The organism is Nocardioides aquaticus (assembly GCF_018459925.1).
Taxonomy (GTDB): domain Bacteria; phylum Actinomycetota; class Actinomycetes; order Propionibacteriales; family Nocardioidaceae; genus Nocardioides; species Nocardioides aquaticus.
This window is the reverse complement of sequence record NZ_CP075371.1, coordinates 569,160-594,740: the sequence shown is the minus strand read 5'-3', so window position 1 is coordinate 594,740 and position 25,581 is coordinate 569,160. Positions and strand designations below refer to the sequence as shown.

25 protein-coding genes are annotated in these 25,581 nt (G+C 75.0%); 2 read left to right on the top strand and 23 right to left on the bottom strand.

Annotation, left to right across the window (positions count from 1 at the left end; all coding sequences use genetic code 11):
- Positions 1 to 175: 175 nt before the first annotated feature.
- The 3 genes from ENKNEFLB_RS02915 to ENKNEFLB_RS02905 all read right to left on the bottom strand — a co-directional run bounded on the left by ENKNEFLB_RS02915 (position 176) and on the right by ENKNEFLB_RS02905 (position 2,724).
- Complete coding sequence (locus tag ENKNEFLB_RS02915; RefSeq protein ID WP_214057823.1) at positions 176 to 1,123, bottom strand: ABC transporter substrate-binding protein; 948 nt, start codon at positions 1,121 to 1,123, stop codon at positions 176 to 178.
- A gap of 114 nt (positions 1,124 to 1,237) precedes the next feature.
- Positions 1,238 to 2,002, bottom strand: coding sequence for an ABC transporter permease (locus ENKNEFLB_RS02910; RefSeq protein ID WP_214057822.1), 765 nt, complete (start codon positions 2,000 to 2,002; stop codon positions 1,238 to 1,240).
- Positions 1,999 to 2,724, bottom strand: coding sequence for an ABC transporter permease (locus ENKNEFLB_RS02905; protein ID WP_214057821.1), 726 nt, complete (start codon positions 2,722 to 2,724; stop codon positions 1,999 to 2,001). The genes ENKNEFLB_RS02910 and ENKNEFLB_RS02905 overlap by 4 nt, the downstream gene beginning before the upstream one ends.
- 3 nt (positions 2,725 to 2,727) lie before the next feature.
- Between ENKNEFLB_RS02905 and ENKNEFLB_RS02900 the strand changes: the two genes are divergently transcribed.
- On the top strand, positions 2,728 to 3,741 hold the full coding sequence (locus tag ENKNEFLB_RS02900) for an ABC transporter ATP-binding protein (protein ID WP_420830522.1): 1,014 nt from the start codon (positions 2,728 to 2,730) through the stop codon (positions 3,739 to 3,741).
- 91 nt (positions 3,742 to 3,832) lie between these two features.
- Here the strand turns inward: ENKNEFLB_RS02900 and ENKNEFLB_RS02895 are convergent, their stop codons facing one another.
- The 13 genes from ENKNEFLB_RS02895 to dacB form a co-directional block, all read right to left on the bottom strand.
- Complete coding sequence (locus ENKNEFLB_RS02895) at positions 3,833 to 4,927, bottom strand: GNAT family N-acetyltransferase (protein ID WP_214057820.1); 1,095 nt, start codon at positions 4,925 to 4,927, stop codon at positions 3,833 to 3,835.
- 54 nt (positions 4,928 to 4,981) lie between these two features.
- Positions 4,982 to 5,581 carry a hypothetical protein gene (locus ENKNEFLB_RS02890; protein WP_214057819.1) on the bottom strand — a complete coding sequence of 200 codons (600 nt, stop codon included), beginning with the start codon at positions 5,579 to 5,581 and terminating at the stop codon, positions 4,982 to 4,984.
- 9 nt (positions 5,582 to 5,590) lie between these two features.
- Positions 5,591 to 6,148, bottom strand: coding sequence for a DUF3180 family protein (locus ENKNEFLB_RS02885; protein ID WP_246535811.1), 558 nt, complete (start codon positions 6,146 to 6,148; stop codon positions 5,591 to 5,593).
- A complete protein-coding gene (folK, locus tag ENKNEFLB_RS02880) occupies positions 6,145 to 6,714 on the bottom strand; it encodes a 2-amino-4-hydroxy-6-hydroxymethyldihydropteridine diphosphokinase (protein WP_214057818.1) in 570 nt (189 codons plus the stop codon). The genes ENKNEFLB_RS02885 and folK overlap by 4 nt, the downstream gene beginning before the upstream one ends.
- Positions 6,711 to 7,085 (bottom strand): dihydroneopterin aldolase, encoded by a 375-nt coding sequence (folB, locus tag ENKNEFLB_RS02875; protein WP_214057817.1) that lies wholly within the window; start codon positions 7,083 to 7,085, stop codon positions 6,711 to 6,713. Before folB ends, folK begins: the two co-directional genes overlap by 4 nt.
- A complete protein-coding gene (gene folP, locus ENKNEFLB_RS02870; protein ID WP_214057816.1) occupies positions 7,082 to 7,963 on the bottom strand; it encodes a dihydropteroate synthase in 882 nt (293 codons plus the stop codon). The genes folB and folP overlap by 4 nt, the downstream gene beginning before the upstream one ends.
- Before the next feature lie 29 nt (positions 7,964 to 7,992).
- The gene (gene folE / locus ENKNEFLB_RS02865; protein ID WP_214059291.1) at positions 7,993 to 8,607 is read right to left on the bottom strand and encodes a GTP cyclohydrolase I FolE; all 615 of its coding nucleotides are present in this window, start codon (positions 8,605 to 8,607) and stop codon (positions 7,993 to 7,995) included.
- Positions 8,608 to 8,623: 16 nt separating this feature from the next.
- Positions 8,624 to 10,714: an ATP-dependent zinc metalloprotease FtsH gene (gene ftsH, locus ENKNEFLB_RS02860; protein WP_214057815.1), complete on the bottom strand. Its 2,091-nt coding sequence runs from the start codon at positions 10,712 to 10,714 to the stop codon at positions 8,624 to 8,626.
- Between the two features lie 145 nt (positions 10,715 to 10,859).
- Positions 10,860 to 11,411 (bottom strand): hypoxanthine phosphoribosyltransferase, encoded by a 552-nt coding sequence (gene hpt / locus ENKNEFLB_RS02855; RefSeq protein ID WP_214057814.1) that lies wholly within the window; start codon positions 11,409 to 11,411, stop codon positions 10,860 to 10,862.
- Between the two features lie 26 nt (positions 11,412 to 11,437).
- Positions 11,438 to 12,283, bottom strand: coding sequence for an Ig-like domain-containing protein (locus ENKNEFLB_RS02850; RefSeq protein ID WP_214057813.1), 846 nt, complete (start codon positions 12,281 to 12,283; stop codon positions 11,438 to 11,440).
- 159 nt (positions 12,284 to 12,442) lie between these two features.
- The gene (tilS, locus tag ENKNEFLB_RS02845; protein WP_214057812.1) at positions 12,443 to 13,450 is read right to left on the bottom strand and encodes a tRNA lysidine(34) synthetase TilS; all 1,008 of its coding nucleotides are present in this window, start codon (positions 13,448 to 13,450) and stop codon (positions 12,443 to 12,445) included.
- 16 nt (positions 13,451 to 13,466) lie between these two features.
- Positions 13,467 to 14,540 carry a zinc-dependent metalloprotease gene (locus ENKNEFLB_RS02840; RefSeq protein ID WP_246535810.1) on the bottom strand — a complete coding sequence of 358 codons (1,074 nt, stop codon included), beginning with the start codon at positions 14,538 to 14,540 and terminating at the stop codon, positions 13,467 to 13,469.
- A 115-nt stretch (positions 14,541 to 14,655) separates the two neighbouring features.
- Entirely contained in the window at positions 14,656 to 16,080 is a 1,425-nt protein-coding gene (gene dacB, locus ENKNEFLB_RS02835; RefSeq protein WP_214057811.1) for a D-alanyl-D-alanine carboxypeptidase/D-alanyl-D-alanine endopeptidase, read from the bottom strand.
- Between the two features lie 118 nt (positions 16,081 to 16,198).
- Here dacB and ENKNEFLB_RS02830 point away from each other — a divergent pair, with 118 nt between their 5' ends.
- A complete protein-coding gene (locus tag ENKNEFLB_RS02830) occupies positions 16,199 to 16,693 on the top strand; it encodes an inorganic diphosphatase (RefSeq protein ID WP_214057810.1) in 495 nt (164 codons plus the stop codon).
- A 54-nt stretch (positions 16,694 to 16,747) separates the two neighbouring features.
- Here ENKNEFLB_RS02830 and ENKNEFLB_RS02825 read toward each other — a convergent pair whose 3' ends face one another.
- The 7 genes from ENKNEFLB_RS02825 to ENKNEFLB_RS02795 form a co-directional block, all read right to left on the bottom strand.
- The gene (locus ENKNEFLB_RS02825; protein WP_214057809.1) at positions 16,748 to 17,425 is read right to left on the bottom strand and encodes a class I SAM-dependent methyltransferase; all 678 of its coding nucleotides are present in this window, start codon (positions 17,423 to 17,425) and stop codon (positions 16,748 to 16,750) included.
- A complete protein-coding gene (locus ENKNEFLB_RS02820) occupies positions 17,422 to 17,991 on the bottom strand; it encodes a hypothetical protein (protein ID WP_214057808.1) in 570 nt (189 codons plus the stop codon). Before ENKNEFLB_RS02820 ends, ENKNEFLB_RS02825 begins: the two co-directional genes overlap by 4 nt.
- Positions 17,992 to 18,018: 27 nt before the next feature.
- The gene (locus ENKNEFLB_RS02815; protein WP_338040940.1) at positions 18,019 to 20,067 is read right to left on the bottom strand and encodes an acyl-CoA dehydrogenase family protein; all 2,049 of its coding nucleotides are present in this window, start codon (positions 20,065 to 20,067) and stop codon (positions 18,019 to 18,021) included.
- Between the two features lie 62 nt (positions 20,068 to 20,129).
- Positions 20,130 to 21,521 (bottom strand): C40 family peptidase, encoded by a 1,392-nt coding sequence (locus ENKNEFLB_RS02810; RefSeq protein WP_214057807.1) that lies wholly within the window; start codon positions 21,519 to 21,521, stop codon positions 20,130 to 20,132.
- 146 nt (positions 21,522 to 21,667) lie between these two features.
- Positions 21,668 to 22,852 (bottom strand): phosphatase PAP2 family protein, encoded by a 1,185-nt coding sequence (locus ENKNEFLB_RS02805; protein ID WP_246535809.1) that lies wholly within the window; start codon positions 22,850 to 22,852, stop codon positions 21,668 to 21,670.
- Positions 22,853 to 22,886: 34 nt separating this feature from the next.
- Positions 22,887 to 23,906 (bottom strand): ABC transporter ATP-binding protein, encoded by a 1,020-nt coding sequence (locus ENKNEFLB_RS02800; RefSeq protein ID WP_214057806.1) that lies wholly within the window; start codon positions 23,904 to 23,906, stop codon positions 22,887 to 22,889.
- A gap of 7 nt (positions 23,907 to 23,913) precedes the next feature.
- Positions 23,914 to 25,581, bottom strand: a complete 1,668-nt coding sequence (locus tag ENKNEFLB_RS02795) for an ABC transporter permease (RefSeq protein WP_246535808.1) — start codon at positions 25,579 to 25,581, stop codon at positions 23,914 to 23,916.

The window sequence follows — 25,581 nt, the reverse complement described above, 5'->3', positions numbered from 1 at the left end:
AGCCTTTCGGTTCCAGTCCCGCCGCCCACCCCTGGTCGGGGCCGGTCCGGGTACCAGACGTCGTGCTCGTGGTGTCGGTCCGACCGTACGCCGCCCCGCGCGCCCCGACACCAGCCCGGCGGTGTGACGTGGCCGACACCTCGGCCGGGGCCGGACGGGCCGCCGGGTCACCGGCTCAGAGCAGGCCCTCCTCGGTGAGGAAGTCGGTCGCGACGTCCTCGGGCTGCTCGCGGTCGACCGCGACGCGGCCGTTCAGCTCGGTGAGGTTCTCGGTCGTGAGCGCCTCCATGAGCGGGTTCAGGACCTCCGCCACGTCGGGGTTGGCCTCGAGGAACTCGGTGCTGACGGCCGGCACGAGGTTCTGCGCGGGCTGGATCTGCTGGTCGTCCTCGAGGACGACCAGGCCCTGGCTCTCGAGCGTGCCGTCGGTGGTGCTGGTCTCGCCGAGCTCGACCTCGCCGTCGAGGACGGCCTGGTAGGTCTGGTTGCTGGCGTAGCCCAGCGGGAGGACCTCGGTGACGTCGATGCCGTACTCGTCCGAGAGCCCGCCCTCGCAGTCCAGCCGGCCCTCGCAGTCGGGGGCCGCGGCCAGCGCGACCGACTCGCCCTCGAGGTCGGAGAGCGTGCTGAGGTCGTTCTCCTCGGCGAACTCCTGGGTCACGAAGAACGCGTTGGCGTCGGCGGCCGCGGACGGCTCGAGCAGCGTGATCCCGGCCTCGGTCAGCAGGTCACCGCCCTGCTCGACCAGCTCGGCCCCGTCGCCGGCGGTGAACGGCTCGGCCCTCGCGCCGTTCTCACGGGCGTTGAGGAAGTTCACGATGCCGCCGACGTACTCCGGCACCACGTCGATGTTGCCGGGGAAGTCGGCCATGTAGGCGTCGCGGGCGTCGACCAGCGTGACCTCGGTCGAGTAGCCGGCCTCGGTCAGGAGCTGGTCGTACATCGCGGCGACCAGGGCGGCCTCGGGGAAGCTCTGGCCGGCGATGGCCACCGAGCCCTTGTCGCCGGAGCCCTCGGAGGAACCGCCGGCCGGGGTGTCGGAGGCGAGGTCGTCGCCGGCGCAGCCGGCGAGGAGGACGGCGCCGGCGGAGGCCAGCGCGGCCAGGGTGAGGCGGAGCTGCATGAGAGAGGTCCTTGTGTGTCCCGCGGCGTGCACCGCGCGTGTCCGGGGGCCCGCGGCCCGCCCGCGACGCGGGGTGGAGGGGCCGGTGGCGCTGTCCTGCGTGAGCCTAGGCGCTCACGCCGACGACGCCTCCACCCCCGCAGCCGATGATGCGTGACCGTGACCATCGGGGCCGGCGTCGCCGGCGGGCGGGCCGGTCGGGACCGGACGTACGGCGCGCTGCACCAGCGCCGCGAGCCCCTCGAGGACCAGCGCGACGGCCGCGACGACCACCGCGCCGGCCAGGCCCTTGCCGTAGTCGGTGCGGAAGAACCCGTCGGTGATCACCCGGCCCAGGCCGGGCCCGGCGACGAGCGCGGCGATGGTGGCGGTGGCCCACACCTGGACCAGCGCCAGGCGCACGCCCGAGACCACCAGCGGCAGGGCCAGCGGCAGCTCCACGCGCACGAAGCGCTGCCGCCCCGACATCCCCATCCCGGTCGCGGCCTGCACGACGTCGGCCGGCACCTCGCGCACGGCGACGTAGGCGTTGGTGATGATCGGGGGCAGCGCGAAGAGGGTCAGCGCGATCAGCGTCGCCAGGCCGGCGCGGCCGTACGGGCCGAGCGTGTCGGTGCCGGGGAAGTCCGCGGTGACCAGGAGCGCCAGCAGCGCGAACGTCGGCACGGCGCGGCCGACGTTGGAGATGTTGATGGCCAGGAAGCCGCCGCGGCCGAGGTGGCCCAGCCACAGCGCGACCGGCAGCCCGACCGCGACCGCCACCAGCAGCGCGGTGACGGTGAGCAGGAGCTGCTGGCCCAGCAGCTGCAGCATGCCGCCGCTGCCGGACCAGTTCCCGCCGTCGGTGAGGTAGGCCCACATGTCGACCAGGACGGTCATGCGCGCACCCCCCGGGTCCAGGGCGTCAGCAGCCGTTGCAGCACCACGATGACGACGTCGAGCACCACGGCGAGGACCACGCAGAGCACCGCGGCGGTCAGGAGCTGGGCGCGGAAGTCGGTGGAGACCCCCTCGCTGATCAGGTTGCCGAGCCCGCCGTAGGCGACCAGCGAGCCGACCGTGGTCAGCGCGACCGTGGAGACGGTGGCGACCCGCAGCCCGGCCATCACCACCGGCAGCGCGAGGGGCAGCTCGACCTTGAGCAGCAGCCGCGTCGGCCCGTACCCCAGGCCCCGCCCGGACTCCAGCACGTCCTCCGGCACGGCCCGCAGCCCCTCGAGCATGGCGCGGACCAGCACGGTCAGGGCGTACAGCGCGAGCCCGATCACCACGGTGACCGGGCTGAGGCCGGTGAACGGCACCAGCAGCGGGAAGAGGGCGAGCGAGGGCACGGTGTAGAGACCGGTGCTGACGCCGAGCACGCCGGTCTCCAGCCGCGGGAACCGGCGCGCGAGCAGGGCCAGCGGCAGCGCGACGACCACGCCGAGCACCACGGCGGCGAGCGTGATCGCGACGTGCTGGAGCAGGGCGTCGAGGATCTGCGACTGCCGGTCCTGGACGTAGTCGAGGCAGAACCACTCGTTGACCAGGCGGCTGTAGCAGCTCGGTTGGGAGGCGGCGTCGACCGACGGGACCGCGGCTGCTGCCACCAGTAGGGTCACCGCATGGACACTACCGGCGCGGCGTCCCGTGCTGACTCCGACGGGCCCGGCGAGACCATGATCCGGTTGTCGGGGGTCGGCAAGACGTACCCGGACGGCACGGCCGCGGTGCACGAGCTCGACCTCGAGGTGCGCCGCGGGGAGCTGGTCTGCCTGGTCGGTCCCTCGGGCTGCGGCAAGTCGACGACGCTGAAGATGATCAACCGCCTGATCGAGCCGTCCACCGGCCGGATCGAGATCGACGGCCAGGACGTCACCGACCAGGACCCCGTCGCGCTGCGCCGCGGCATCGGCTACGTCATCCAGCAGGTGGGGCTGTTCCCGCACCAGAAGGTGATCACCAACGTGATGACCGTGCCGCTGCTGTACGGCGAGTCGAAGGCCACCGCGCGCGCCCGCGCCGCCGAGCTGCTCGACACCGTCGGCCTGGACTCCGCCACCTACGGCCCGCGCTACCCCCACCAGCTCTCGGGCGGCCAGCGGCAGCGGGTCGGCGTGGCCCGCGCGCTGGCCGCCGACCCGCCGGTGCTGCTGATGGACGAGCCCTTCGGCGCCGTCGACCCGGTGGTCCGGGTCCGGCTGCAGGACGAGTTCCTGCGCCTGCAGCGCGACCTGGGCAAGACGGTCGTGCTCGTCACGCACGACATCGACGAGGCCGTCCGGATGGGCGACCGGGTCGCGGTCTTCGCCGAGGGGGGCCGGCTCGCGCAGTACGGCACCCCGGCCGAGGTGCTCGGTCGTCCGGCCGACGACTTCGTGTCCGACTTCGTCGGCTCGACCAAGGGCCTGCGACGGCTGACGGTCACGCCGCTGGCCCGCGAGCACCTCGACCCGGTCGACGGCGTCACCGGCGGCCAGCTCGGCGGGTCCGTCGCCCTCGGCGTCAGCCTGGAGGAGGCGCTGGCCGAGATGCTGCGCCGCGACAAGCCGATGGTCGCGGTCCGCGAGGGCGCGCGGATCGTCGGCGTGCTGACCCCCGACGGCGTCCACCGGGCGCTGCGGTCCTCGCTGGCCTGACCGCGGGACGTCATCCGCCCCGGTCGGTGGCCGAGGCGCGGGAGGTATGACGTCCCGGGCGGCCCCGACGGGCGGGGCGGGGGGACGCGGGTCAGTCGACCGGCACGTCGCGGTGCCAGGACTCGGTGACGTACTTGGTGCGCCAGCCCAGCGAGCCGTACAGGCCGTCGGCGCCGGTGGAGGAGTCCGCGTCGACCTCGAGCCCGACGCGGTCCCGGTCCCGGGCCGCGGCGTCCGCGATGATCGTGTGCAGCAGGCCCTTGGCCACGCCGCGGCCGCGGGCGGCCTCCCGGACGCCGATGTAGGACACGTACGACCCGTCCGGGCCGTTGCTGCTCTCCGAGACGGTGCCGACCAGGGCGCCGACGGCCCGCGGCTCGGAGCCGTCGACGGTCTCGGCCAGCCACCAGTGGTCCCAGCGGTGGCCGGGGTCCTCGCGCAGGCGGTACAGGAACTCCTCGAAGGTCTCCTCCCAGGAGTTGAAGTGGTCCAGGAAGGCCTCCTCGAGCACGTCGTGGACGTCGCGGAGGTCGTCCTCGTTCGGCATCCCACTGCCCGCGCGGCGCACCAGGCGGAACCGCACGCCCTTCTCCGCCCGCTCCCAGCCGGCCGGGTCGGGGACCAGGGTGGACTCCTCGGGCTGCACCGGACGGTTCATCTGCCACCAGGTCCGCACCTTCTCGAAGCCGGCCTCGCGCAACCACCGGGCCTGGCGCTCGTCACCCTCGAAGGCGCCGGTGTCGATCTGCTGGACCTCCAGGCCGCGGGCGGCGCCGACCTCGCGGGCCTGGCCCACCGCCCACTCCACCAGCACGTCGGAGCAGGCCCGGGCGACGCTGTCGGGCAGGCCGCGCTCGACCACGTGCAGCAGGAGCATCCGGCCCCCCGCCCGGTCGTGCACGCTGCCCCAGGCACGAGGCACCCGGTCCGCGTCGCGCACCACCACGTTGGACCGGGTGCGCAGGCCCCGCTCGGAGACCTCGACCAGCACGTCCTCCTCGGCGGCCCCGGCCCAGCCGCGGCCCTCCTTCTCGTGGGCGCGCAGCAGCACGGTCAGCCGGGCGACGTCCTCTCGGTCACCGGGGTCCGGGACGTCGACGGTCCAGCCGCCGGGCAGCCCGGGCAGCTCGGGAAGGAGCTGCTCGGGGTCGGTCTCGAATCGGGAGTCCTCGGGGATCACGGTCATCGATCATGCCGCAACCGTCCGCGGGCCGTCCCGCCGGAGGGTCCGGGGACGCTCTCAGGCGCGCTTGCGCATCGCCGGGGACACCGCCCACGCGGCCCGCTCGGCGTCCAGCTCGGCGAGCAGGACGAGGTGCTCGTCCTCGAGCTCGGCGAGGCGGACGATCGCCTCGGCGGCCCGCTCCTCGGCCTGGTCGAGCAGACCGGTCAGCAGCCGGCCCTCGGCCTCGGCCCGGTCGGCGCGGTCGTGCTCCCGCTCGACGGCGAGCCGGGCCTCGGCGACCTCGGTACGCGCCCCGGCCAGCTCCTCGACCAGGCCCGAGATCGTGCTGCGGTGCCCCTCGAGCGTGGCGGTCGTGCGACGCACGTAGTGCTGCTGCTCGGCCACCCGGTCCGCGGTCAGGTCACGGTAGGCCTGGGCCTGCTCCGCACGGTCCTGGGCGGCGTCCCGGCGGGAGTCGGCCAGCTCGGAGTGCGTGATGCGGGTGGCCGTGGCGCCCAGCAGCACCGCGAGGACCGCGGCACCGAGCAGCGGACCCGACCCACCGACCACGGCGGCGCCGACCACCGCCACGACGGCGAGGGCGAGCAGGACGCAGGCGACGAGCACCCGGGCGGAGCGCTGGCGACGCCGGGAGGGCTGGGACGGGGAGGTCATGCCCGCAGGCTAGGGCGCCGGAGGCGCCGGGGGGACGCGACACGCGCGCTCGAGGAGCACCGCGCTCACCACCACCGCGGCGGCGGCCGCCGCCGTGAGCAGCGAGCGCAGCACGCGCTGGTCGGCCAGCTGGGAGGGGTCCCCCAGCCACGCGACGGCGTACCCGACGTAGCCGCCCCCGACCAGGGCGCCGACGACGGCGCTGGCCCGGGCCAGCAGCAGCCGGTTCACGGCCAGCTGCGGCTGCTCGGCCACCCGGTGGGCGGGCAGGGCCGCGCGCGTGGCCCGGGCGGTGGCGAGCAGCACAGCCGCCACCACGACCAGGACCGAGGCCTGCGACCAGCCCACGACCGGGGCCAGGCCTCCGGCCCACTCGATCGCGGGGCGGACCAGGCGGCCCAGGACCACCCCGGCGAGGGCGACGCCGAGCAGCACCGTCGGCGAGGTCGGCACCATCCGGTCGCCGGACCCGCCGTCGGGTCCGTCGCCGGCGCCGTCGTCGGGACCGCCGGCGAGCGGCCCGCGGTCCCGGTCACCGCCGCCGGGACCCCGCGGGCCCTGGCTCACCCGAGGTCGAGCTCGAGGTCGTCGCGCCGGGTCAGCCCCGACCCGTCGAGGGCGGCCAGCAGCTCGACGACGGGGCCGTGGTCGGGCAGCACCGCGTCCGGCTCGAGGTCGGCCCACGGCTGGAGGACGAACGCGCGCTCGTGGGCGCGCGGGTGGGGCAGCCGCAGCGACTCGTCGTGGCTGCGGCGGTCGCCGACCACGATCAGGTCGACGTCGAGGGTGCGGGGGGCGTTGACGACGTCGGTGCGCTCGCGGTCGTAGACGTCCTCGATGGCCAGGGCGCGCTCCATGAGCCGGTGCGCGGCCAGCGTGGTGTCGACCAGGACGACCGCGTTGAGGAACGGCTCGGAGCCGTCCGGGGCGCCGACCGGCTCGGTCTCGTAGACCGGGGAGACGCCGGTGACCCAGACGTCGGGGGTGTCGGCGATCGCCGAGACGGCGCCCTGCAGGCAGGACATGCGGTCGCCCAGGTTGGAGCCCAGGGCCAGCACGACGCGGCGGATCGGCCGCATCTCGCCGGTCAGGGTGTCGGCATCGACGATGTAGGGGTTCGGGGTCTCGGTCACTGGCCCTCGCGTCTCCGGGTGATGGTCAGGGCGACGTCGGAGAACGTCACCTGCAGGGGGGCATCCGGCTTGTGGACGGTGACCCGCGCCCATTGAACACCACCGTCTGCGAGGCAGACGTCGGCGATCCGCTGGGCCAAGGTCTCGATCAGGTCGACCGGATCGTTCTGGACGGCAGCGTGCACCGCGGCCCCGAGGGTCCCGTAGTCGACGGTGCGGTGCAAGTCGTCGGAGGCCGCCGCCTCCCGGGTGTCGAGCCCCAGCACGAGGTCGACGACGAAGCGCTGGCCGTCGCGGCGCTCGTGATCGAAGACGCCGTGGTGGGCCCAGCACTCCAGACCGGTGACGGCCAGCTCGTCGGGGGCGCTCACGGGCGGTCCGGGCCGGCGACGGGCGGTCCGGGCGGGACGGGGACGGTGGTGCGGGGCATGCCCAGACGCTCCCACACGGCCAGGGCGTCGCGGGTCCCGCGTACGTCGTGCACCCGCACGCCCCACGCCCCCTGGCCGGCCACCAGCACGCTCAGGGCGTGCCCGGCGACCTCCCGGTCGGCCACCGGGCGGGAGGTGCCGTCGTCGGCCAGCAGGTCGCCCAGGAAGGACTTGCGGCTGGCCCCCACCAGCAGCGGCAGGCCCAGGACGGCCACGTCCGCGAGGTGCCGCAGCAGCTCCCAGTTGTGCGCGCCGCGCTTGGCGAAGCCCAGGCCGGGGTCGAGCACGAGCCGGTCGGCCGGCACCCCGGCCGCCAGCACGGCCTCGACCCGCTGGCCCAGCTCACGGCGGACCGCGGCCACGACGCCGCCCGGCTCGTCGTAGGTCGCGAGGTCGACCATCCGGTCCGCGTGCGCCCGCCAGTGCATGGCGACGTAGGTCGCCGCCGAGTCCGCGACCACGTCGAGGACCCGGGGGTCGGCGAGCCCGCCCGAGACGTCGTTGACGACGCGCGCCCCGGCGGCGACCGCGGCGGCGGCGACCTCCGAGCGCATGGTGTCGACCGAGACCACCGCGCCGGCGTCGACCAGCTCGCGGATCACCGGCACCACCCGGTCGAGCTCCTCGGAGACCAGCGGCCGGGTGGCACCGGGGCGGGTCGACTCCCCGCCGATGTCGACGAGGTCGGCCCCGTCGGCGACGAGCCGCAGGCCGTGGGCGACGGCGGCGTCGGTCGCGGCGTACCGGCCCCCGTCCGAGAACGAGTCCGGGGTGACGTTGAGGACCCCCATCACCAGGGGACGGACGGGGGCGGGCATGGCGCGACGCTACCGCCGGCGGCGGGGTCTCAGCGGGCCCAGCCGCCCCGGTGGATGAGGCTCATCGCCTCGGAGCGGGTGGCGGCGTTGCGCATCACGCCGCGCACCGCGGAGGTGATCGTGCGGGCGCCGGCCTTGCGGACCCCGCGCATCGTCATGCACAGGTGCTCGGCCTCGATCACCACGATCACGCCGCGCGCGTCCAGGATGTCGACCAGGGCGTCGGCGACCTGGGTGGTGAGCCGCTCCTGGACCTGGGGCCGCTTGGCGTAGACGTCGACCAGGCGGGCCAGCTTGGACAGCCCGGTGATCTTGCCGTTCGAGGCCGGGATGTAGCCGACGTGGGCGACCCCGGTGAACGGCACCAGGTGGTGCTCGCACATCGACCACAGCTCGATGTCGCGCACCAGCACCATCTCGTCGTGGCCGAGGTCGAAGACGGTCGTCAGCACGTCCTCCGGCTGCTGGCGCAGGCCGGCGGTGAGCTCCTCGTACGCCCGGGCGACGCGGGCCGGCGTCTCGCGCAGCCCCTCGCGCTCCGGGTCCTCCCCGATGGCGTGGAGCAGCTCCCGCACGGCCGCCTCGGCGCGGGCGTGGTCGAAGGCCGGCGGCTCCCCCGTCGGCAGGGAGGCCGCCGAGATGATGTCGGTCACCGGGGACTCAGAGGGTCCCGGAGGGGCCCGCACCCGGCGCGGGCGGGACCGGCCCGGACCCGCCGCCGTCCGGGGGCAGGGTCGGGTCGTGGACGTCGCCGTCGGCGCCCGGCGGCGTCAGCACGGCGCCGGGGTCGGCGGCCGGGAAGTGCCCGTTCGCCTGGGCGTGGGCCAGCGCGCGGTCCTTGATCTCCTGCGGCACCTCGACCGGCGGGATCACCGAGGGGTTGCGCGAGGGCGACCCGGTCCACGCGGGACGGTCGGGCCGGCGGCGCAGGGCCTCGAAGACCTCGGCGATCTCCTTCTTGTCCAGGGTCTCGCGGTCGAGCAGCGCGAGCACCAGGGCGTCGAGGACGTCGCGGTTCTCCTCGAGGATGTCGAAGGCCTCCTGGTGCGCCACGGCGAGGAGCTTCTTGGTCTCCTCGTCGACGGCGGCGGCGACGTCCTCGGAGTAGTTGCGCTGGTGGCCCATGTCGCGGCCGAGGAACGGCTCGGAGGTGGCGTCGCCGAGCTTGATCGCACCGAGCCGCTCGGTCATGCCGTACTGGGTGACCATCGCCCGGGCCAGGTTGGTGGCCTTCTCGATGTCGTTGCCGGCACCGGTGGTGGGGTCGTGGAAGACCATCTCCTCCGCGGCGCGGCCGCCCAGCATGTAGGCCAGCTGGTCGAGCATCTGGCTGCGGGTCTGGGAGTAGCGGTCCTCGTCGGGCAGCACCATCGTGTAGCCCAGGGCGCGACCGCGCGGCAGGATCGTGATCTTGTGCACCGGGTCGGTGCCGGGCAGCGCCGCGGCGACCAGGGCGTGGCCACCCTCGTGGTAGGCCGTGATCAGCTTCTCGTGCTCGTTCATCAGCCGGGTGCGGCGCTGCGGGCCGGCGATCACGCGGTCGATGGCCTCGTCGAGGGCCTCGGCGTCGATCAGCTTGCCGTCGTTGCGCGCGGTGAGCAGGGCGGCCTCGTTGAGGACGTTGGCGAGGTCGGCGCCGGTGAAGCCGGGGGTGCGTCGTGCGACCGAGACGAGGTCGACGTCGGCGGCCATCGGCTTGCCGCGGGAGTGGACCTCGAGGACCTGGTGGCGGCCCTTGAGGTCCGGGGCGTCGACCTGGATCTGGCGGTCGAAGCGGCCCGGGCGCAGCAGGGCGGGGTCGAGCACGTCGGGGCGGTTGGTCGCGGCGATCAGGATCACGCCGCCCTTGACGTCGAAGCCGTCCATCTCGACCAGCAGCTGGTTGAGGGTCTGCTCGCGCTCGTCGTGCCCGCCGCCCATGCCGGCGCCGCGGTGGCGACCGACGGCGTCGATCTCGTCGATGAACACGATCGCGGGGGCGTTCTCCTTGGCCTGCTCGAACAGGTCGCGCACGCGGGAGGCACCCACGCCGACGAACATCTCGACGAAGTCGGAGCCGGAGATCGAGTAGAACGGCACGCCGGCCTCGCCGGCCACGGCGCGCGCCAGCAGGGTCTTGCCGGTGCCCGGGGGGCCGTACAGCAGGACGCCCTTGGGGATCTTGGCGCCGACGGCTTGGAACTTGGCCGGCTCGGAGAGGAACTCCTTGATCTCGCCGAGCTCCTCGATCGCCTCCTCGCAGCCGGCGACGTCGGCGAAGGTCGACTTCGGCATGTCCTTGGAGATCAGCTTCGCCTTGGACTTGGCGAACTGCATGACCCCGCGGCCACCGCCCTGCATCCGGGTCATCAGGAACAGGAAGATGCCCACGATCAGCAGGATCGGCAGGAACGCGCCGAGGAGCTGGCCGAGGAAGCTCGGCTGGGGGTTCTCGGAGTTCGACTCGCTGATCGTGCCCGCGGCGACCTGCTCGTCGACCGCGTTGACGATGTCCTCGACCTGGCCGAGCACGTAGTAGGACTGGACCTGCTCGCCCTCGTCGCGCACGCCGTCGTCGAGCGTGGCCTGGATCGCCTGCTCACCGTCGATGAAGGTGATCTCGTCGACCTGGCCCTCGGCGATGTAGGACTCCAGCTGCGAGGTCGGCACCTCGTCGTACCCGCCGTCGGGGACGAGGAAGTTCAGGGCGACCAGGACCGCCACGACGGCGACCACGATCCAGACCCAGGGACCCTTGAGCGCTTTCTTCACGGACTTCTCTCGACCTCAGGGATGGGCGCCGCTCCCTGCTCCGGCGGGTGAGGCCGGTCCGGGCCGGCGCACGGTGGACTGACTTACGACGGTACACGTGGACGGCAACGCCGCCGGGCGGCACCGTGGTGGGTGTCCGGCGGGCTCAGGAGTAGACGTGCGGCGCGAGCGTGGCGATGTCGCGCAGGTTGCGGTAGCGCTCGCGGTAGTCCAGGCCGTACCCGACGACGAACTCGTTGGGGATGTCCCAGCCGACGTACTTGACGTCGACCGGCATCTGGAGGGCCTCGGGCTTGCGCAGCAGCGTGGCGATCTCGACGCTGGCGGGGTTGCGCGAGGAGAGGTTCGCGGTCAGCCAGGACAGGGTCAGCCCGGTGTCGATGATCTCGTCGACGACCAGCACGTGCCGGCCGGAGATGTCGCTGTCGAGGTCCTTCAGGATGCGCACCACGCCGCTGGACTTCGTGCCGGAGCCGTAGGAGGACACCGCCATCCAGTCCATCTCGACGTGCCGGCCGAAGGCCCGCGCGAGGTCCGCCATCACCATCACCGCGCCCCGCAGGATGCCCACGATGACCAGGTCGTGGCCCTCGTAGTCCTCCTCGATCTGGGCGGCCATCTCGGCCAGCCGCTCCCGGATCTGGGCCTCGGTGAACAGGACGTTGACCAGGTCCTGCTCCACGTGTGACGCGTCCATGGCGCGAAGCCTCCCACAGGCCGCGGTCAGCGGCCGCCGCCGCCCTTGCCCGTGCGCGGGGCCCGGTCGACCTTCACCACGACGCGGGCCGAGGCGGCCGCGACGAGCCGGGACCCGGCGTAGCGGACCGCGAGGGTGTGCCGGCCGGGCCTCAGCACGGGCAGCGCGAAGGCGGCGCGCCCGTCCGACCTGCGGGTGAGCACCTGCCGGCCCCGGGCCCGGCCGTCGACGCTCACGGCGACCGTGCCGGTCACCGGGTCGACGTCGGGGCTGGTGAGCGTGACCGCGAGGCGCCCGGACCGGTGCTGCCGGGTCACGTCACGCGACGGCCGGAGCGAGATCCTGGTCTCCGCGCGGCGCTGGAGCGTCATCACGGTCGTCCCGAGATCCTCGACCTTGCCCGCGGCCCTCTTCCCACCACCGATCAGGACGGCACCGTCGAGCCCGCGGGCGCGGTACGGGTCGGCGTCGCCCTCGGGGCTGGAGAACCGGACGTCGTAGACCGCGCCCTGACCCTGCGGGACGTAGAGCCGGAAGAAGCCGTGGGCGGGTCCGTCGGCGGGGTCGGCGTAAGTGATCCAGGTCGCCACCGGGTCGGCGTCCGGGTCGGTCTCGACCTCCGCGGCGTCGAAGGCCTGCACCACCACGTCGTCCAAGCGGTGGCCGGCCCGGTCGACCACGAGGCCCTGGATCCAGGCGCGACCGGCCGGGGGCTCCGCGGTGACGCCGAGCAGGCCCGCGGCGCCGGTGGCCGGGGTGGCCCCCGCGACGGGACCCGCGGCCACGCCTGCCACGAACCCCAGCCCGGGGACGAGGGCCGCCGTCAGGGCACCGGCGGCGAGGAGGGCGAGCGGGGGGCGGCGACGGGTCATGAGGGGTCCTCGGGGGGTACGCACGGAGGTCGGCGGAGCGGGAGGCCCGGACCCTCCGGGGGGGGTGGGGCCGGGCTTCTCCCGCAGGGGGTGTCTCGGCCGTCCGACCGGCGCGCTTGAGGGGTCGGGGCCCGGTACGCCCCGGCGAGTGGTCCCGGGCTAGCCCGGGACCACGGTGGCGGTGAAGCGGAGCGTGCCGGCCACCAGGGAGCCGGTGAGGTGGCCCGGCAGCTGCACCTGGCCGCGCAGCCGGCCGGCGACGAGCCGGTCCAGCGCGGCGACGTGGACGTGGAAGAGCTCGGCGCCCGGTGAGCCCGCCCGCAGGGCCGCCGCGCGCAGGACGCGGGTGCGCACCGCCGCGGGCAGGGCGGTGAGCGGGGCCAGGTCGAGCGCCCCGTCCCCGGTCGAGGCGGTCGCCAGGGCGTCCTCGGCCCAGCCGTCGAGCGCCTCGGTGTCGGCCCGCAGCTGTCCGGCGGTGCGGGCCAGGGTCTCGGCGACGCCGGGGCCGAGCTCCTCCTCCAGCACCGGCAGCACCCGCCGGCGGACCCGGACCCGGGTGAAGCGGGGGTCCTCGTTGTGCGGGTCGTCCCACACGGTGAGGCCCTCGGCGGCGCAGTAGGCGAGGGTCTCGGCGCGGCGCACGTCGAGCAGGGGGCGCAGGAACGGACCGAACCCGGGCCGCATCCCGGCCACGGAGCGACCCCCGGAGCCGCGGGCCAGCCCGAGCAGCACGGTCTCCGCCTGGTCGTCGAGGGTGTGGCCGAGCAGGACCGCCGCGGCGTCCAGGCTGGTCGCGACCTGCTCCAGCACGGCGTACCGCGCCTCCCGGGCCGCGGCCTCGGGCCCGCGGCCGGCGGTGGTCACCGCGACCCGCGCGGTGAGCGTCTCGTCGGCGCCGGTCGTCGCCATCTGCTCGACGACGCGCGCGGCGTGCTCGGCGGAGCCGTCCTGGAGCCCGTGGTCGACGGTGGCGCCGACGACCCGGGGCGTCGGGGCGCCGGCGCGGCCGGCCCGGGCGACCTCGGCGACGGTCGCTGCCAGCAGCGCCAGCGAGTCCGCGCCGCCGGAGCAGGCGACGACCACCGGGCCGGTGGCGCGGGGGTCGAGGCCGGCCAGGGCGTCGCGGACGCCGCGGCGGACCGCGACGACGGCCTGGTCGTGGCTCATCGGGGGCGGGCCCGGCTCAGAGGACCCGGCGGATCCACGCCCCGTGGTCCAGCAGCTCGGCCTTGGTGGGCAGGTGCTCGGGGCGCTCCCAGACGGCGTTGAACCGCTCCATGCCGACGGTGTCGACGACCCCGCGCACGAAGGCGGCGCCGTCGCGGTACTGCGCCATCTTGGCGTCGAGCCCGAGCAGCCGGCGCAGCACCCGGTCGAGCGTCCCGACGCCCTGGCGGCGGCGGTCGAAGGAGGCGCGGATGCGACGCACCGACGGGATGACCTGCGGCCCGACGCCGTCCATCACGACGTCGGCGTGCCCCTCGAGCAGCGACATCATCCCGGTGACCCGGTCGAGGACGGCCTTCTGCTCGGGGCTGCCCAGCAGGTCGAGCAGCCCGCCCTGGCCGACGCCGTCGCGGCGCACGGTGCGGACGGTCTCGGTGAGGCGCTTCAGGGTCTCGTCGATCGCGGCGTCGGGGCGGACCGTGGCCGAGAGGTTCTCGATCTCGGAGAACAGGTGCTCCCGCATCCACGGCACGGCGGTGAACTGCACGCGGTGGGTCTCCTCGTGCAGGCAGACCCAGAGCCGGAAGTCCGTCGGGTCGACGCCGAGCTCGTCCTCGACGGCGACCACGTTGGGCGCCACCAGGAGCAGCCGCCCGGCGGGGTCGGCGAAGGGGTCGAACTGGCCCAGCACCTTGCCGGCCAGGAAGCCGAGCAGCCCGCCGACCTCGGCCCCGGTGATCCGGGAGCCGACCGCGCGGGTGAGGCCGCTCGGCGGCTTGGCGCTCGTGATCCGGTCCGCGAGGGGGTCGATGATCCGGCGGAACCCGTCGGCGTTCGCCTGGATCCAGCCCGGGCGGTCGACGACGAGCACGGGCGCGCCGTGGTCGGCGGCCTCCAGGCCGGTGAAGTCGCGCACCAGCCCGGTCGAGCGGTCCGCGTCGGCGCGCAGCTCGGCGACCGCCGCGACGGCCCGGTCCCGCGGCACCCGCGGCCCCTCCCCCGCGAGCCGGGACGCCAGCGAGACGGCGAGGTCCCAGTCGATCATCGACGGACCGGTCGAGGGCGGGCCGGTCGTGGCAGGGGAGCTCATGTCCTGCAATCTAGCCCGGCCCCCTCCGCCGAGATGACGCTCCCGGACAGCCGAGATGACGCGCGCGGCGCGTCGAGGTGACGGTTCCGGACACCTCCGGGGGTCGTACGACCGCTCAGCGCGTGCAGCGGCAGCCGGCCAGGGCCGCGGCGGCCTGGTCCATCGCCTGCAGGGCCAGCGAGGTGCGCGGGAGGCGGATCCGGTCGGCGAGCAGGGCGAACGCGACCGGACGGCCGTCCGCGCCGACGGCCAGCCCGGCGAGGCCGAAGACGTTGGACAGGGTGCCGGTCTTGGCCCGGACCCGGCCGGGAGCACGCGGGTCGCCGGTGTCGAAGCGGTCGGCGAGCGACCCGTCGAAGCCCGCGACGGGCAGGCCCGTGACGACCGCCCGCAGCTCGGGCCGGTCCTCGGAGGCGGTCAGCTGCAGGACGTCGACCAGGAGGCCGGGGTCCAGCCGGTTCTCGCGCGACAGCCCGCTGCCGTCCCAGAGCACGGACGGCGCGGCCAGGTCGACGCCGGCCGCGGCCAGCTCCTCCTGGACTCCGGCGCGACCACCGTCGAAGGAGCCGGGTCGTCCGGTCGCCAGGCCGACGTGGCGCAGCAGCACCTCGGCGCCCTCGTTGTCGCTGACCCGCAGCACCTGCTCGACGACCGCGGCCAGCGGGGCGGACTCCACGGAGGCGAGGTCAGGGGACGCCGCGGGCGCCGTCACCGGCGTCGGGCCGCCGCGCACGCGGATCCCCTCGGCGCGCAGGGCGGCGGCGTACGCGTCCGCGGCCGACCGCGGCGGGTCCGCCACCCGGAGACCGTCGCCGTCGACACCCTGGTCCACCCACAGCGCGTGGATCGGCGTCACGACGTCGGGCAGGTAGGTCGCGGGCCACCGCGGGCTGACCGCGGGGCCGCTGAACAGGGTGTCGTCGTACCCGACGCGCACGGACCGCACACCGTCGGCACGCAGGGCCCGGGCGCTCTGACGCGCGAGGTCGACGACGTCCGCCACGGGCGGGTACGCCTCCTCGCCGTCGGCGGGCGGGGCGGCCGCCAGGAACGGGTCGCCGCCGCCGACCAGCACCACACGACCGGGACCGTCGGCCACGACCCGGGTGGTGAAGGTGTCCTCGGGGTCGAGGGCGAGCAAGGCCGCGGCCGCGGTGACCACCTTGGTCGTCGACGCCGGGACGGCGACCCGGCCCGGACCCGTCCCGCCGAGCTCCCAGCGGGGCCCCCCGTCGAGCCCGGCGACCGACGCGACCACGTGCCGTCCGAGGTCGGGGTCGGCGAGCGGGCCGGCCAGCGCCCGGCGTACGGCCTCCGGGGCGACCGGTGCGGTGGGCGCGGCCTCGACCACCGCGGGCGCGGGCCGGGCCTGCGGCAGGTCGAGCCCGGGGGGCGGGGCGATCCCGGCGGGACCGACGGGCGGGCGCGGCGGGCGATGCAGCGCGAGGTCGGTCGTCACCGCGAGGACCACCGCGAGCACGACGACGACCAGGACCGCCAGGGCGCCCCGGCCCCGACGCCGCCCGGTCTTCTCGCTCACCGTTCCATCATGGCGTGCCGACGGCGGGTTCCGGGCGGGCGCCCCGGGCGCGGCCCCGGCCTGGCAGGATGAGCGCGCCACGGCCGCGGCGGTCGCGGCAGGCGAGAGAGGTGGACAGGTGCTCGAGTTCGACGTGCTCATTGAGATCCCCAAGGGCGAGCGCAACAAGTACGAGGTCGACCACGAGTCCGGGCGCATGCGCCTGGACCGGATGCTGTTCACCTCGACGCAGTACCCCACCGACTACGGGTTCATCGAGGGCACCCTCGGCCAGGACGGCGACCCCCTCGACGCCATGGTGCTGCTGCAGGCGCCGACCTTCCCGGGCTGCCTGATCAAGTGCCGCGCGATCGGGATGTTCCGGATGACCGACGAGGCCGGCGGCGACGACAAGGTGCTGTGCGTGCCGTCCACCGACCCGCGCGCCGAGCACATCCGCGACATCAACCACGTGCCGAAGTTCGACCGGCTCGAGATCCAGCACTTCTTCGAGGTCTACAAGGACCTGGAGCCGGGCAAGTCCGTCGAGGGCGCCGACTGGGTCGGGCGCACCGAGGCCGAGGCCGAGGTCAAGGCGTCGTTCCAGCGCCAGGTCGACGAGGGCGGTCACTGACCCCTCGGGGTCTGCGCGGCGCGCCGGAATCGTCATCTCGACGCGCCGCGAGCGTCATCTCGGCTGTCCGGGAGCGTCATCTCGGCGGGCGCGGACGTAGCCCAGCGCCCCGGTGACCTGGAGGTCGACGTCGACCATCCCGTGGGCGGCGAGCAGGTCACGGACCTGGGCCGCGGTCACGCCGGGGCCCAGGATCCCGCCGAGGCGCCCACCGACGCGCATCGGCCACCAGCGCGGGCCGGCCTCCTCCAGCACCGTGCTGCCGGTGAGGACGCCGCCCGGGCGCAGCACGCGGGCCATCTCGGCCACCGCGGCGGCCGGGTCGGGGAAGCAGTGCAGCCCGGTCAGGGTCAGCACCCGGTCGACGTGGCCGTCGGGGTACGGCAGCGCGCCCACGTCGGCGCGCACCGTCGTCACCTGGTCGCCCACCCCGCGCGCGTGCGCGGCCTCCCGGGTGCGCCGCAGCATCGCCTCGCTGACGTCGACCGCGAGGTAGTCCAGGCCCTGGCCGGGCCGGACGCCCCGCAACCCCACGCCCCCGCCGCAGGGCACGTCCAGCACGCGCGTGCCCGCGGGCAGGATCCCGAGCTCGTACGTCGCCTCGTGGAGCAGCCGCAGCGGCGACCCCAGACCGGCCCGGAACGCCGCTCCCCCGGCGACCGGGTGCTCGACCATCCAGTCGTAGACGTGCGCCCAGAGCGGGTCCTCGGACCAGCCCCCCACGATCTTCACGACGCCCCCTGCAGCCGCCGGGCGAACGCAGCCAGCGTCCGGCCGGCCCGGTCCAGCGCGGCCGCGGTGGCGCCGGCGTCGCCCAGGACGAGGCCGTGGTCGGCGCCGGCGACCTCGAGCACCTCCACCGTGGCCGCACGCCCCAGCCCCGCCGCGACGGCCCGGTCCCAGTACGGGTCGGCCGCCCCGCCCACCAGCAGCTGCGGCGCCCGGTTGGCCGCGATCCCGGCGCGGCAGGACGGGTCGGTGAGCAGCGGAGTCATCCACGCAGCAGACCACGAGCGGGAGGCGGCGTACGACGCGGCGCGGGTGCCGAGCGACTTCGCGACGACCAGCACCTCGCCCGACCTCCCCGGCGGCAGGTCGGCGGTGGCCTCCCGCAGGTGCCGGACGACGAAGCCCTCCGCGACCGCCGGGGCCACCGATCCGGGCAGCGGCGCCGGGGCGTCCCAGTGCACCGGCCGGACGTCCCACCCGTCGGCCGCGAGCACCTCGCCCGCACGGGCCAGCAGCGGCGCCGAGACGGCGTAGGCCCGCCCGGGCAGGAGGACGGCGCGGCCCCGCACGCCGCGCACCACCCGGAGCCCCGCGGCCTAGTGGGTCTCGCCGGGCGCCGTGCGGGTGGCGTTGGCGTAGGCGTCGACCAGCGCGGGGGCGCGGAGCATCTCCGGCGGCACGCCGAACCCGTCGACGTAGGCCTCGGCCAGCGGACGCACCCGGCGGCACAGCGCGTTGACCTCGCGGCTGACCGCCTTCGACCGCGGCGCCGAGAGCCGGCCGTGCTCCATGAACCAGGCCCGGTCGTCCTCGATCGTGCAGAGCGCGTGCAGGTCGCAGAGCAGCTGCAGCGCGTCGCGCAGCTCGCCCTCCGGCAGGCCGCGGACCTTGTCGACGAACGCCTCCAGCACGACCCGCTGCACGTGCGAGCGGGCTGCGGCGATGACGTGGTCCTGCACCTCCGAGAAGACCACGCCCGGGTTGCCCCCGGCGTCGATCCCCCGCTTGAGGCGGCGGGCCACGCCGCCGACCTGGTGCTCCTCGCGGAAGCGCAGCATCGTCAGGTGGTAGTCGGTGTCCCGGACGCCCTCCACGCCCTCGTCGTCACCGCCGGGCAGCACGCCGCGGAGCCGCTCGAGGAGCTTGTGGACGCTGGTGCGCTCCACGACGGTGTCGACGGCCATCCCGGCCACGAAGCGGGCCATCCCGAGGGAGTCGAGGTCCTCGAACTCCTCGGCGTAGTTCGTCAGCAGCCCCTTGGCGACCAGCTGCAGCAGGACGTGGTTGTCGCCCTCGAAGGTGGTGAAGACGTCGGTGTCGGCCTTGAGCGCCGGGAACCGGTTCACGGCGAGGTAGCCCGCACCGCCGCAGGCCTCACGGCACTCCTGGATCGTGTCGGTCGCGTGCCAGGTGCCGAGCGCCTTGATCCCGGCCGCCATCGTCTCGAGCTCGCGACGACGGGTGTCGTCCTCGACCTGGTCGGTCAGCACGGTGTGCAGCTCGGCGGCCAGCGCCTCCTGCGCGAAGTGCATCGCGTAGCCGCGCGCCAGGCGCGGGAAGAGCCGCCGCTGGTGCATGCCGTAGTCGAGGACCAGCTGCTCCTCGTCCTTCGAGGCCGCCTCGAACTGGCGGCGACGCAGGCCGTACTTCACCGCGACCGCGAGGGCGACCTTGGCGGCGTTGATGCCGGCGCCGCCGACGCAGACGCGACCGGTGATCAGGGTTCCGAGCATCGTGAAGAAGCGTCGGTTGGGGTTCTCGATGGGGCTGGAGTAGGCACCGTCGGCGCTGACCGAGGCGAAGCGGTCCAGCAGCGCGTCGCGCGGCACCCGGACCTGGTCGAACCACAGCCGACCGTTGTCGACGCCGTTCAGGCCCATCTTCAGCCCGTCGTCCTCGATCCGGACGCCCGCGCAGGCCTCGCCGCCGGAGCGGATCGGGACCACGAAGGCGTGCACGCCGTGGCCCTCGCCGCCGACGTGCAGCTGGGCGAAGACGACGGCGACCTCGCCGTGCTGCGCGGCGTTGCCGATGTAGTCCTTGCCGCCCTGCTCGGTCGGCGTGTGCAGGACGAACTCCTCGGTGTCCGCGTCGTAGGTCGCGGTGGTGTCCAGGGCCTGCACGTTGGAGCCGTGCCCGGTCTCGCTCATCGCGAAGCAGCCGAGCAGCTCGCCGGTGATCAGCGGACGCAGGTACGCGTCGTGGTGCCGCTTCGTGCCGAGCTGCTGGATGGCGCCCCCGAAGAGCCCGAACTGCACCCCGGTCTTGACCAGCACCGACAGGTCGCCCAGCGCCAGGGTCTCGAACGCGGCCACGGACGCGCCGATGTCGCCGCCCCCGCCGTACTCCTCGGGGAAGCCCATCCCGGTCTGCCCGGTGGCGGCCATCTCGAGCACGATGTCCTTGACCCGCTCGCGGTAGTCCGCGCGGCTCATCGTCTCGGCGTCCTCGAGCACGGAGGCGTACTCGGCGAGGTTGGAGCGCACGAGCGCGCGCACCTCGGCGTAGCGCCCGTCGAGCAGGCGGGTCATCGCGGCGGGGTCGAAGCCCCCCGTCGCCGGGCTCCCCCCGGGGGCGTGCGTGGCGTCGGTGACGCCGTCGTCCTCGGGGGTCGCGGTGCGCGGGGTGGCGGTGTCAGTGGACATGTGTTCACGCTACCGCCAGCGTGCGTGCCGCGGGAGGTCTCCGCAAGGGCGGTACGCCCGGCTCAGGGCCGCGCGTAGAAGTCCGGCAGCCGCCAGTAGTAGATCGACTCCTCCACCACCGGGCGACCGGTGCGCGGGGCGTGGATGATCATGTCGTTCCCGGCGTACAGCGCCACGTGGAAGATCGAGCCGGGGTCGGAGGAGTCCCCCCAGAAGACCAGGTCACCGGGCTGCAGGTCGGACGGGGCGATCGGCGTCGAGGCCTCGTACTGCGCGACGGAGTAGTGCGGCAGCGACGTCCCGCCCGCGGCCCAGGCGCCCATCGTCAGGCCCGAGCAGTCCCAGGAGTCGGGCCCGGCGGCGGCCCAGACGTACGGCTCGCCGAGCTGCTGACGGGCGAACGCGACGGCCGCGGCGCCCCCGGTGGCGGACGGGACCGAGGCCGAGGCAGCCGGGGCGGCCGCCGCGGCCGGGAGGGCGGGCAGCGGAGCAGGGGCCGGCGGGACGTCGGGGATCGCGGGCAGGTCGGCCAGGTCGGGCGTCGCGGGCGGCGGGACCGGCGCCGGGGCGCGGTCCGAGGCGGCGTCGAGGCCCTGGTCCGCCGGGTCCGAAACACCGTCCGGGCCTGCCTGGCCTGCCTGCGCGGTCGCCTGGGCTGCGACCGCCGCCTGGGTCCGGGCTGCGGCGCGGGCCTCGAGACCGGCCTGACGGCGGGCGGCGAGCGCGGTGCTGACGCCCTGCAGCGCAGCGGCGCGGGCGACCAGCGCGTCGCGCTGGTCGGCGACCAGCGTGGCCTGGCTCGCCGCGGAGCGGGCGGTGGCGGCGGCGAGGTCGCGGGCCTGCGCGGCCTCGTCCGCGGCGGCGTCGGCGGCCATCCGGTCGGCCACCGCGGTGGTGCGCTCGGCGGAGGCGCCGCGCGCGGCGCCCTCGGCCTCGCGGGTGCGCTCGTCCAGGGCCTCGGTGGCCATCCGCAGCGCGCTGGTGCGGTCGACCACGGCGCCGATGCCGTCCGCGCGCGTCAGCGAGGACAGCGCGGTCATCGTGGGGGCCTGCTCGTAGCCGGTCAGCACGGCGTCGGCGTAGGCCTCCCGCAGGTCGGCGGCCTCGTCGGCGGCGTCGGCGGCGAGCACCTCGCGACGGTCGGCGGCCTCGTCGGCCTGCTCGGCGCGCCAGCGGGCACCGTTGTAGGCCTCCGCCGCCCGGGCGGCCCGCTCGGCGGACTCCTGGACCTCGAGCTCGGCGGCGGCGAGCTGGGCCCGGACGGTCGCCAGGTCCATCTCGGCCACCTCGGCCTCGCCGGCGGCGGCGTCGATCTCGGCACGGCTGGGGACGGGCACCGGGGCCGGGTCGGCCGGGTCGGCCTGGGCGGCCGGGACGCCGAGCACACCGGACAGCACGGTGAGGGCGATCAGGGAGGGGGCGAGGCGACGGACCGTTCCGCGGGGGCGGTGCACGTGAGGGACTCCTGGCTGACGACGGACTCGGGAGCGCTCGCGCGGTCGATTCCCATGCGGCACTCGCGTCACGCTAGTGCTCAGGAGTCACAAAAGGAACATCTTCACCAAGAAACTCGAACCCATACGGCGTGTCGACTTGCGAACTACAACGATGTCATTCTCGTCGCACGGGCCGTCGGGACGTCATACGGTCCGCGCGCGGGCCGTGCGCGCAGGCGTATGACGCCCCGGGCCGGGAGGCGGGGACGCGGCGACGCGGGGTCGGTCAGGACCTCAGCGGTCGACCGGGACCTTGTCGGTCGTCGTCGTGGGGTGGGAGCGCAGGCTGCCGCGCTCGAACTTCTGACCGCTGGCCAGCCCCCGACGTAGAAGGCGACGAAGGCGATGAAGATGCCGGCGACGTCGTCGAGGATGTAGTGCCACCCGAAGTAGAGCGTGGCGACCACCGTGATCCCGAAGTTGACCCAGAAGACGATCTTCAGCGTCCGCGACTGCAGGGTGAACTGGACCATCAGGGCCACCAGCAGCGTGATCGCGGTGTGCAGGCTGGCGAAGCCGGCCACCGAGTTCACCAATCCCTCGGCGCCCTCGAGCTGGCTCAGCACCGTGGCGCGCGAGTTCGACAGCGAGTCCATCAGGTCGCCACTCGGCGTGCCGGCGTCGACGACGTCCTTGTACTTCGCGGAGTACTCGAAGCCCGGCCCGAGCGTGGGCAGCAGGTAGTAGGAAAGCGTCCCCAACGTCCAGGCGATGCACTGCGACGTCGCGAACCAGTACCCGTACGACAGGTTCTTGGGGAAGACCAGCCAGGCGGTCAGCGCGATCGGCACCAGCGGCAGGAACCACAGGTAGATGTAGGACAGCACGTGCGCCGAGATCCCGGTGCCGAGCACGGCGTGCAGGACGTCGGAGGGGTCGCCGCCGAACATCAGCACCCGGTCGACCAGGTGCAGCTCGCGGTCGTACTTGGTGTCGATCACCTCGGGCAGCACCGACTTGAGGTTCCGGTAGCTGACGTAGGTGATGTAGAAGCAGAAGACGCCCAGCGCGACCAGCGTCAGCCGGTCGCGGTCCCAGTGCGTGCGCAGCCGCTCCCGGACGATGCCGGGCATCGCCTTGGGGTTGCCCCGGGAGAACCAGAGCGTGCGGGGCAGCAGGTCGAGCAGCAGCGCGCCGAGCAGCAGCAGCGGGAGCCGCAGCCACGTCGGGCCGAGGAAGCTGCCCTCCGGGTCCAGCAGCGGGCGGTCGTAGAGGTACGAGACCACGAACGCGAGCACGCCCATGGTCGCGGCGATCCCCACGAGAAGGGTCCAGGCTCTGCGATGCACGGGCGTCAGTCTAGGTGGGGCGTTCACGGCCCGTTCACACGACGGCGAGGCGGTCCGGGTCGACCGTGACGCGGACCTCGTCCCCGACGGCGAGCCCGACCGGCGGTCCGGCCGGCCCGGCGACGGCGTCGACCTCCCCCGCACCGGGCACGTCGAGCACCAGCCGGACCTGGTCGGGCGTGGCCCGCCAGGACACGACCCGACCTGACAGGCCACCCGTCCCGGGGTCCGCGAGCACCAGCGCCGAGCGCCGCAGCGCCACCGCGGACGCCGGGCCGAGGCCGGCCGCGGCCAGCACAGGGGTCGCCGCGTCGCGCTCGAGCACCCGGGCGTAGCCGAGGAAGAGCGCCGTGGCCGCGTCGTGCGGGTGCCGCCAGACCTCCGCGGTCGCGCCCTGCTGGACGACGACGCCGTCGCGCATCACCGCGAGCCGGTCGGCCACGGCGTACGCCTCCTCGTGGTCGTGCGTCACCAGCACCGTGGTGGTGCCGGCGGAGTGCAGGATGTCGCGCAGGTCGGCGGCGAGCCGCTCGCGCAGGCCGGCGTCCAGGGCCGAGAGGGGCTCGTCGAGCAGCAGCAGCCGCGGGTCGGCGGCCAGCGACCGCGCCAGCGCCACCCGCTGCCGCTCGCCCCCGGACAGGGTGGCGGGCAGGCGGTCGGCGTACCCCTGGAGACCGACCAGGTCGAGCAGCTCGGCGGTGCGGCGGCGCCGTGCGGCGACCGGGGTGCGGCGCAGCCGCAGCGGGTACGCGACGTTGCGCCCGACGGTCATCTGCGGGAACAGCTGTCCGTCCTGGAACATCAGCGCGAACCCGCGCCGGTGGGTGGGGACCCGGGTCAGGTCCTCCACCTCGCTCTCCTCCCCCGGGACCCACCCGATCGTCCCGGCGTCGGGCGGCTCCAGGCCGGCCACGGCGCGCAGCAGGGTCGACTTGCCGCAGCCGGACGGGCCGAGGACGGCCAGGGTCGACCCGGCCGGCACCTCGAGGCTGGCGGCCCGGACGGCCGGCGCGCCGTCGTACGACACGGACAGGTCGCGCACGCGGAGGGTCATGCCTGCCTCACCAGGCCCCGAGCGACGGCACGCGCAGCCGCTCCACGGCCAGCATGACGCCGGCGGTGGTGGCGGCCAGGACCACCGACGCGGCCAGGGCCATGCCGTAGTTGAGCTCGCCGGGGTTGCCGAGCAGGCGGAAGATGACCACCGGCACGGTCGGGTGGTCGGGACGGGCCAGGAACGAGGTCGCGCCGAACTCCCCCAGCGAGACCGCGAAGGCGAACCCGGCGGCCCCCACCAGGGGCTTCCAGAGCACCGGCAGGTCCACGGCCAGCAGCGCACGGGCGGGTGTCGCACCGAGCGACGCCGCGGCCTGGCGGAGCCGCTCGTCGACCGAGGCCAGCACCGGGACCAGGGTGCGGACCACCAGCGGCAGCGCGACCAGGGCCTGGGCGACCGGGACCAGCAGCGGGTTGTCACGCAGCTCCAGCGGCGGACGGCCGAGGGTGACCAGGAAGCCGAAGCCGAGGGTCACCGCCGAGACGCCGAGCGGCAGCATGAACAGGCCGTCGAGCAGCGAGCGGACCCGCCGTTCGGCCCGGGAGCGGGACCGCCGGGTGACCACGGCGGCGACCAGGAGGCCGAGCAGGACCGACATCCAGGTCGCGTCGACGGCCGTGCGCAGGGAGTTCAGCAGGGCGTCGGTGACCGGCACCAGCAGCGCCTGCCCGCCCCCGTCGCCGGGGTCGGCGCCCAGGGCGCGGTACGACGCGAGGCTCCACGCCCCGTCGACCCGCAGCGACCCCACGACCAGCGCGGCGACCGGCGCGGCCACCGCCAGCAGCACCAGCGCGGTGACCACGACCGGGACGGCGTCGCCCCGGGCCGGGCGGCGCGGCGCGGCGACCACCCGCGACCGGGTCGGGTCGGCGGTGGTCCGCAGCCGCGCGGAGACCAGCAGCAGGGCGACCACGGCCAGCAGCTGGACCAGCGAGAGGGCGGCGGCGGCCTGGAGGTCGAGCAGGTTGGCGGTGAGGAGGTAGATCTCGGTCTCCACCGAGGCGTACCGGACGCCGCCGATGACCAGCACGACGCCGAAGGCGGTGGCGCAGAAGAGGAAGACGACGCTGGCCGCCGAGACCACGGCCGGGCGCAGCGCCGGGGCCGTGACGGTCCACCAGACCTGCCACGGGCCCGCCCCGAGCGCGGCGGCGGCCTCCGCGGGTCGCCGGTCCAGGCCCTCCCAGGTGGCGCCGACGCTGCGCACGACCACCGCGACGTTGAAGAAGACCAGGCCCGCGACGATCGCGGCCGGGGTGCCGGCCAGGCCGAGCCCGGCCAGCGGGCCCCCGTCGCGCAGCAGCAGGTCGAAGGCGACCCCGACCACGACCGTGGGCAGCACGAACGGCACCAGCAGCGCGGCCCGTACGAGTCCGCGCCCGGGGAACCGCAGCCGGTGCAGGACGTAGGCCGCGGGCAGCCCGAGCACCACGGCGACCGCGGTGCCCAGCGTCGCGGTCCACAGCGTGAACCAGACGACCCGGCCGGTCCGGGGCCGCGTGAGGACCTCCAGCACGGCCCCCGGGTCGAGCACCCCGTCGGGTCGCAGGCCGCGGTCGACCATGCCGGCCACGGGGAGCAGGAAGAACACCCCGAGGACGGCCAGCGGGAGCGCAGCCAGCGCCGCCGTCGTGGCGAGGCGGCGGGTGGTGGTCGAGGTCGCGGTCGTCAC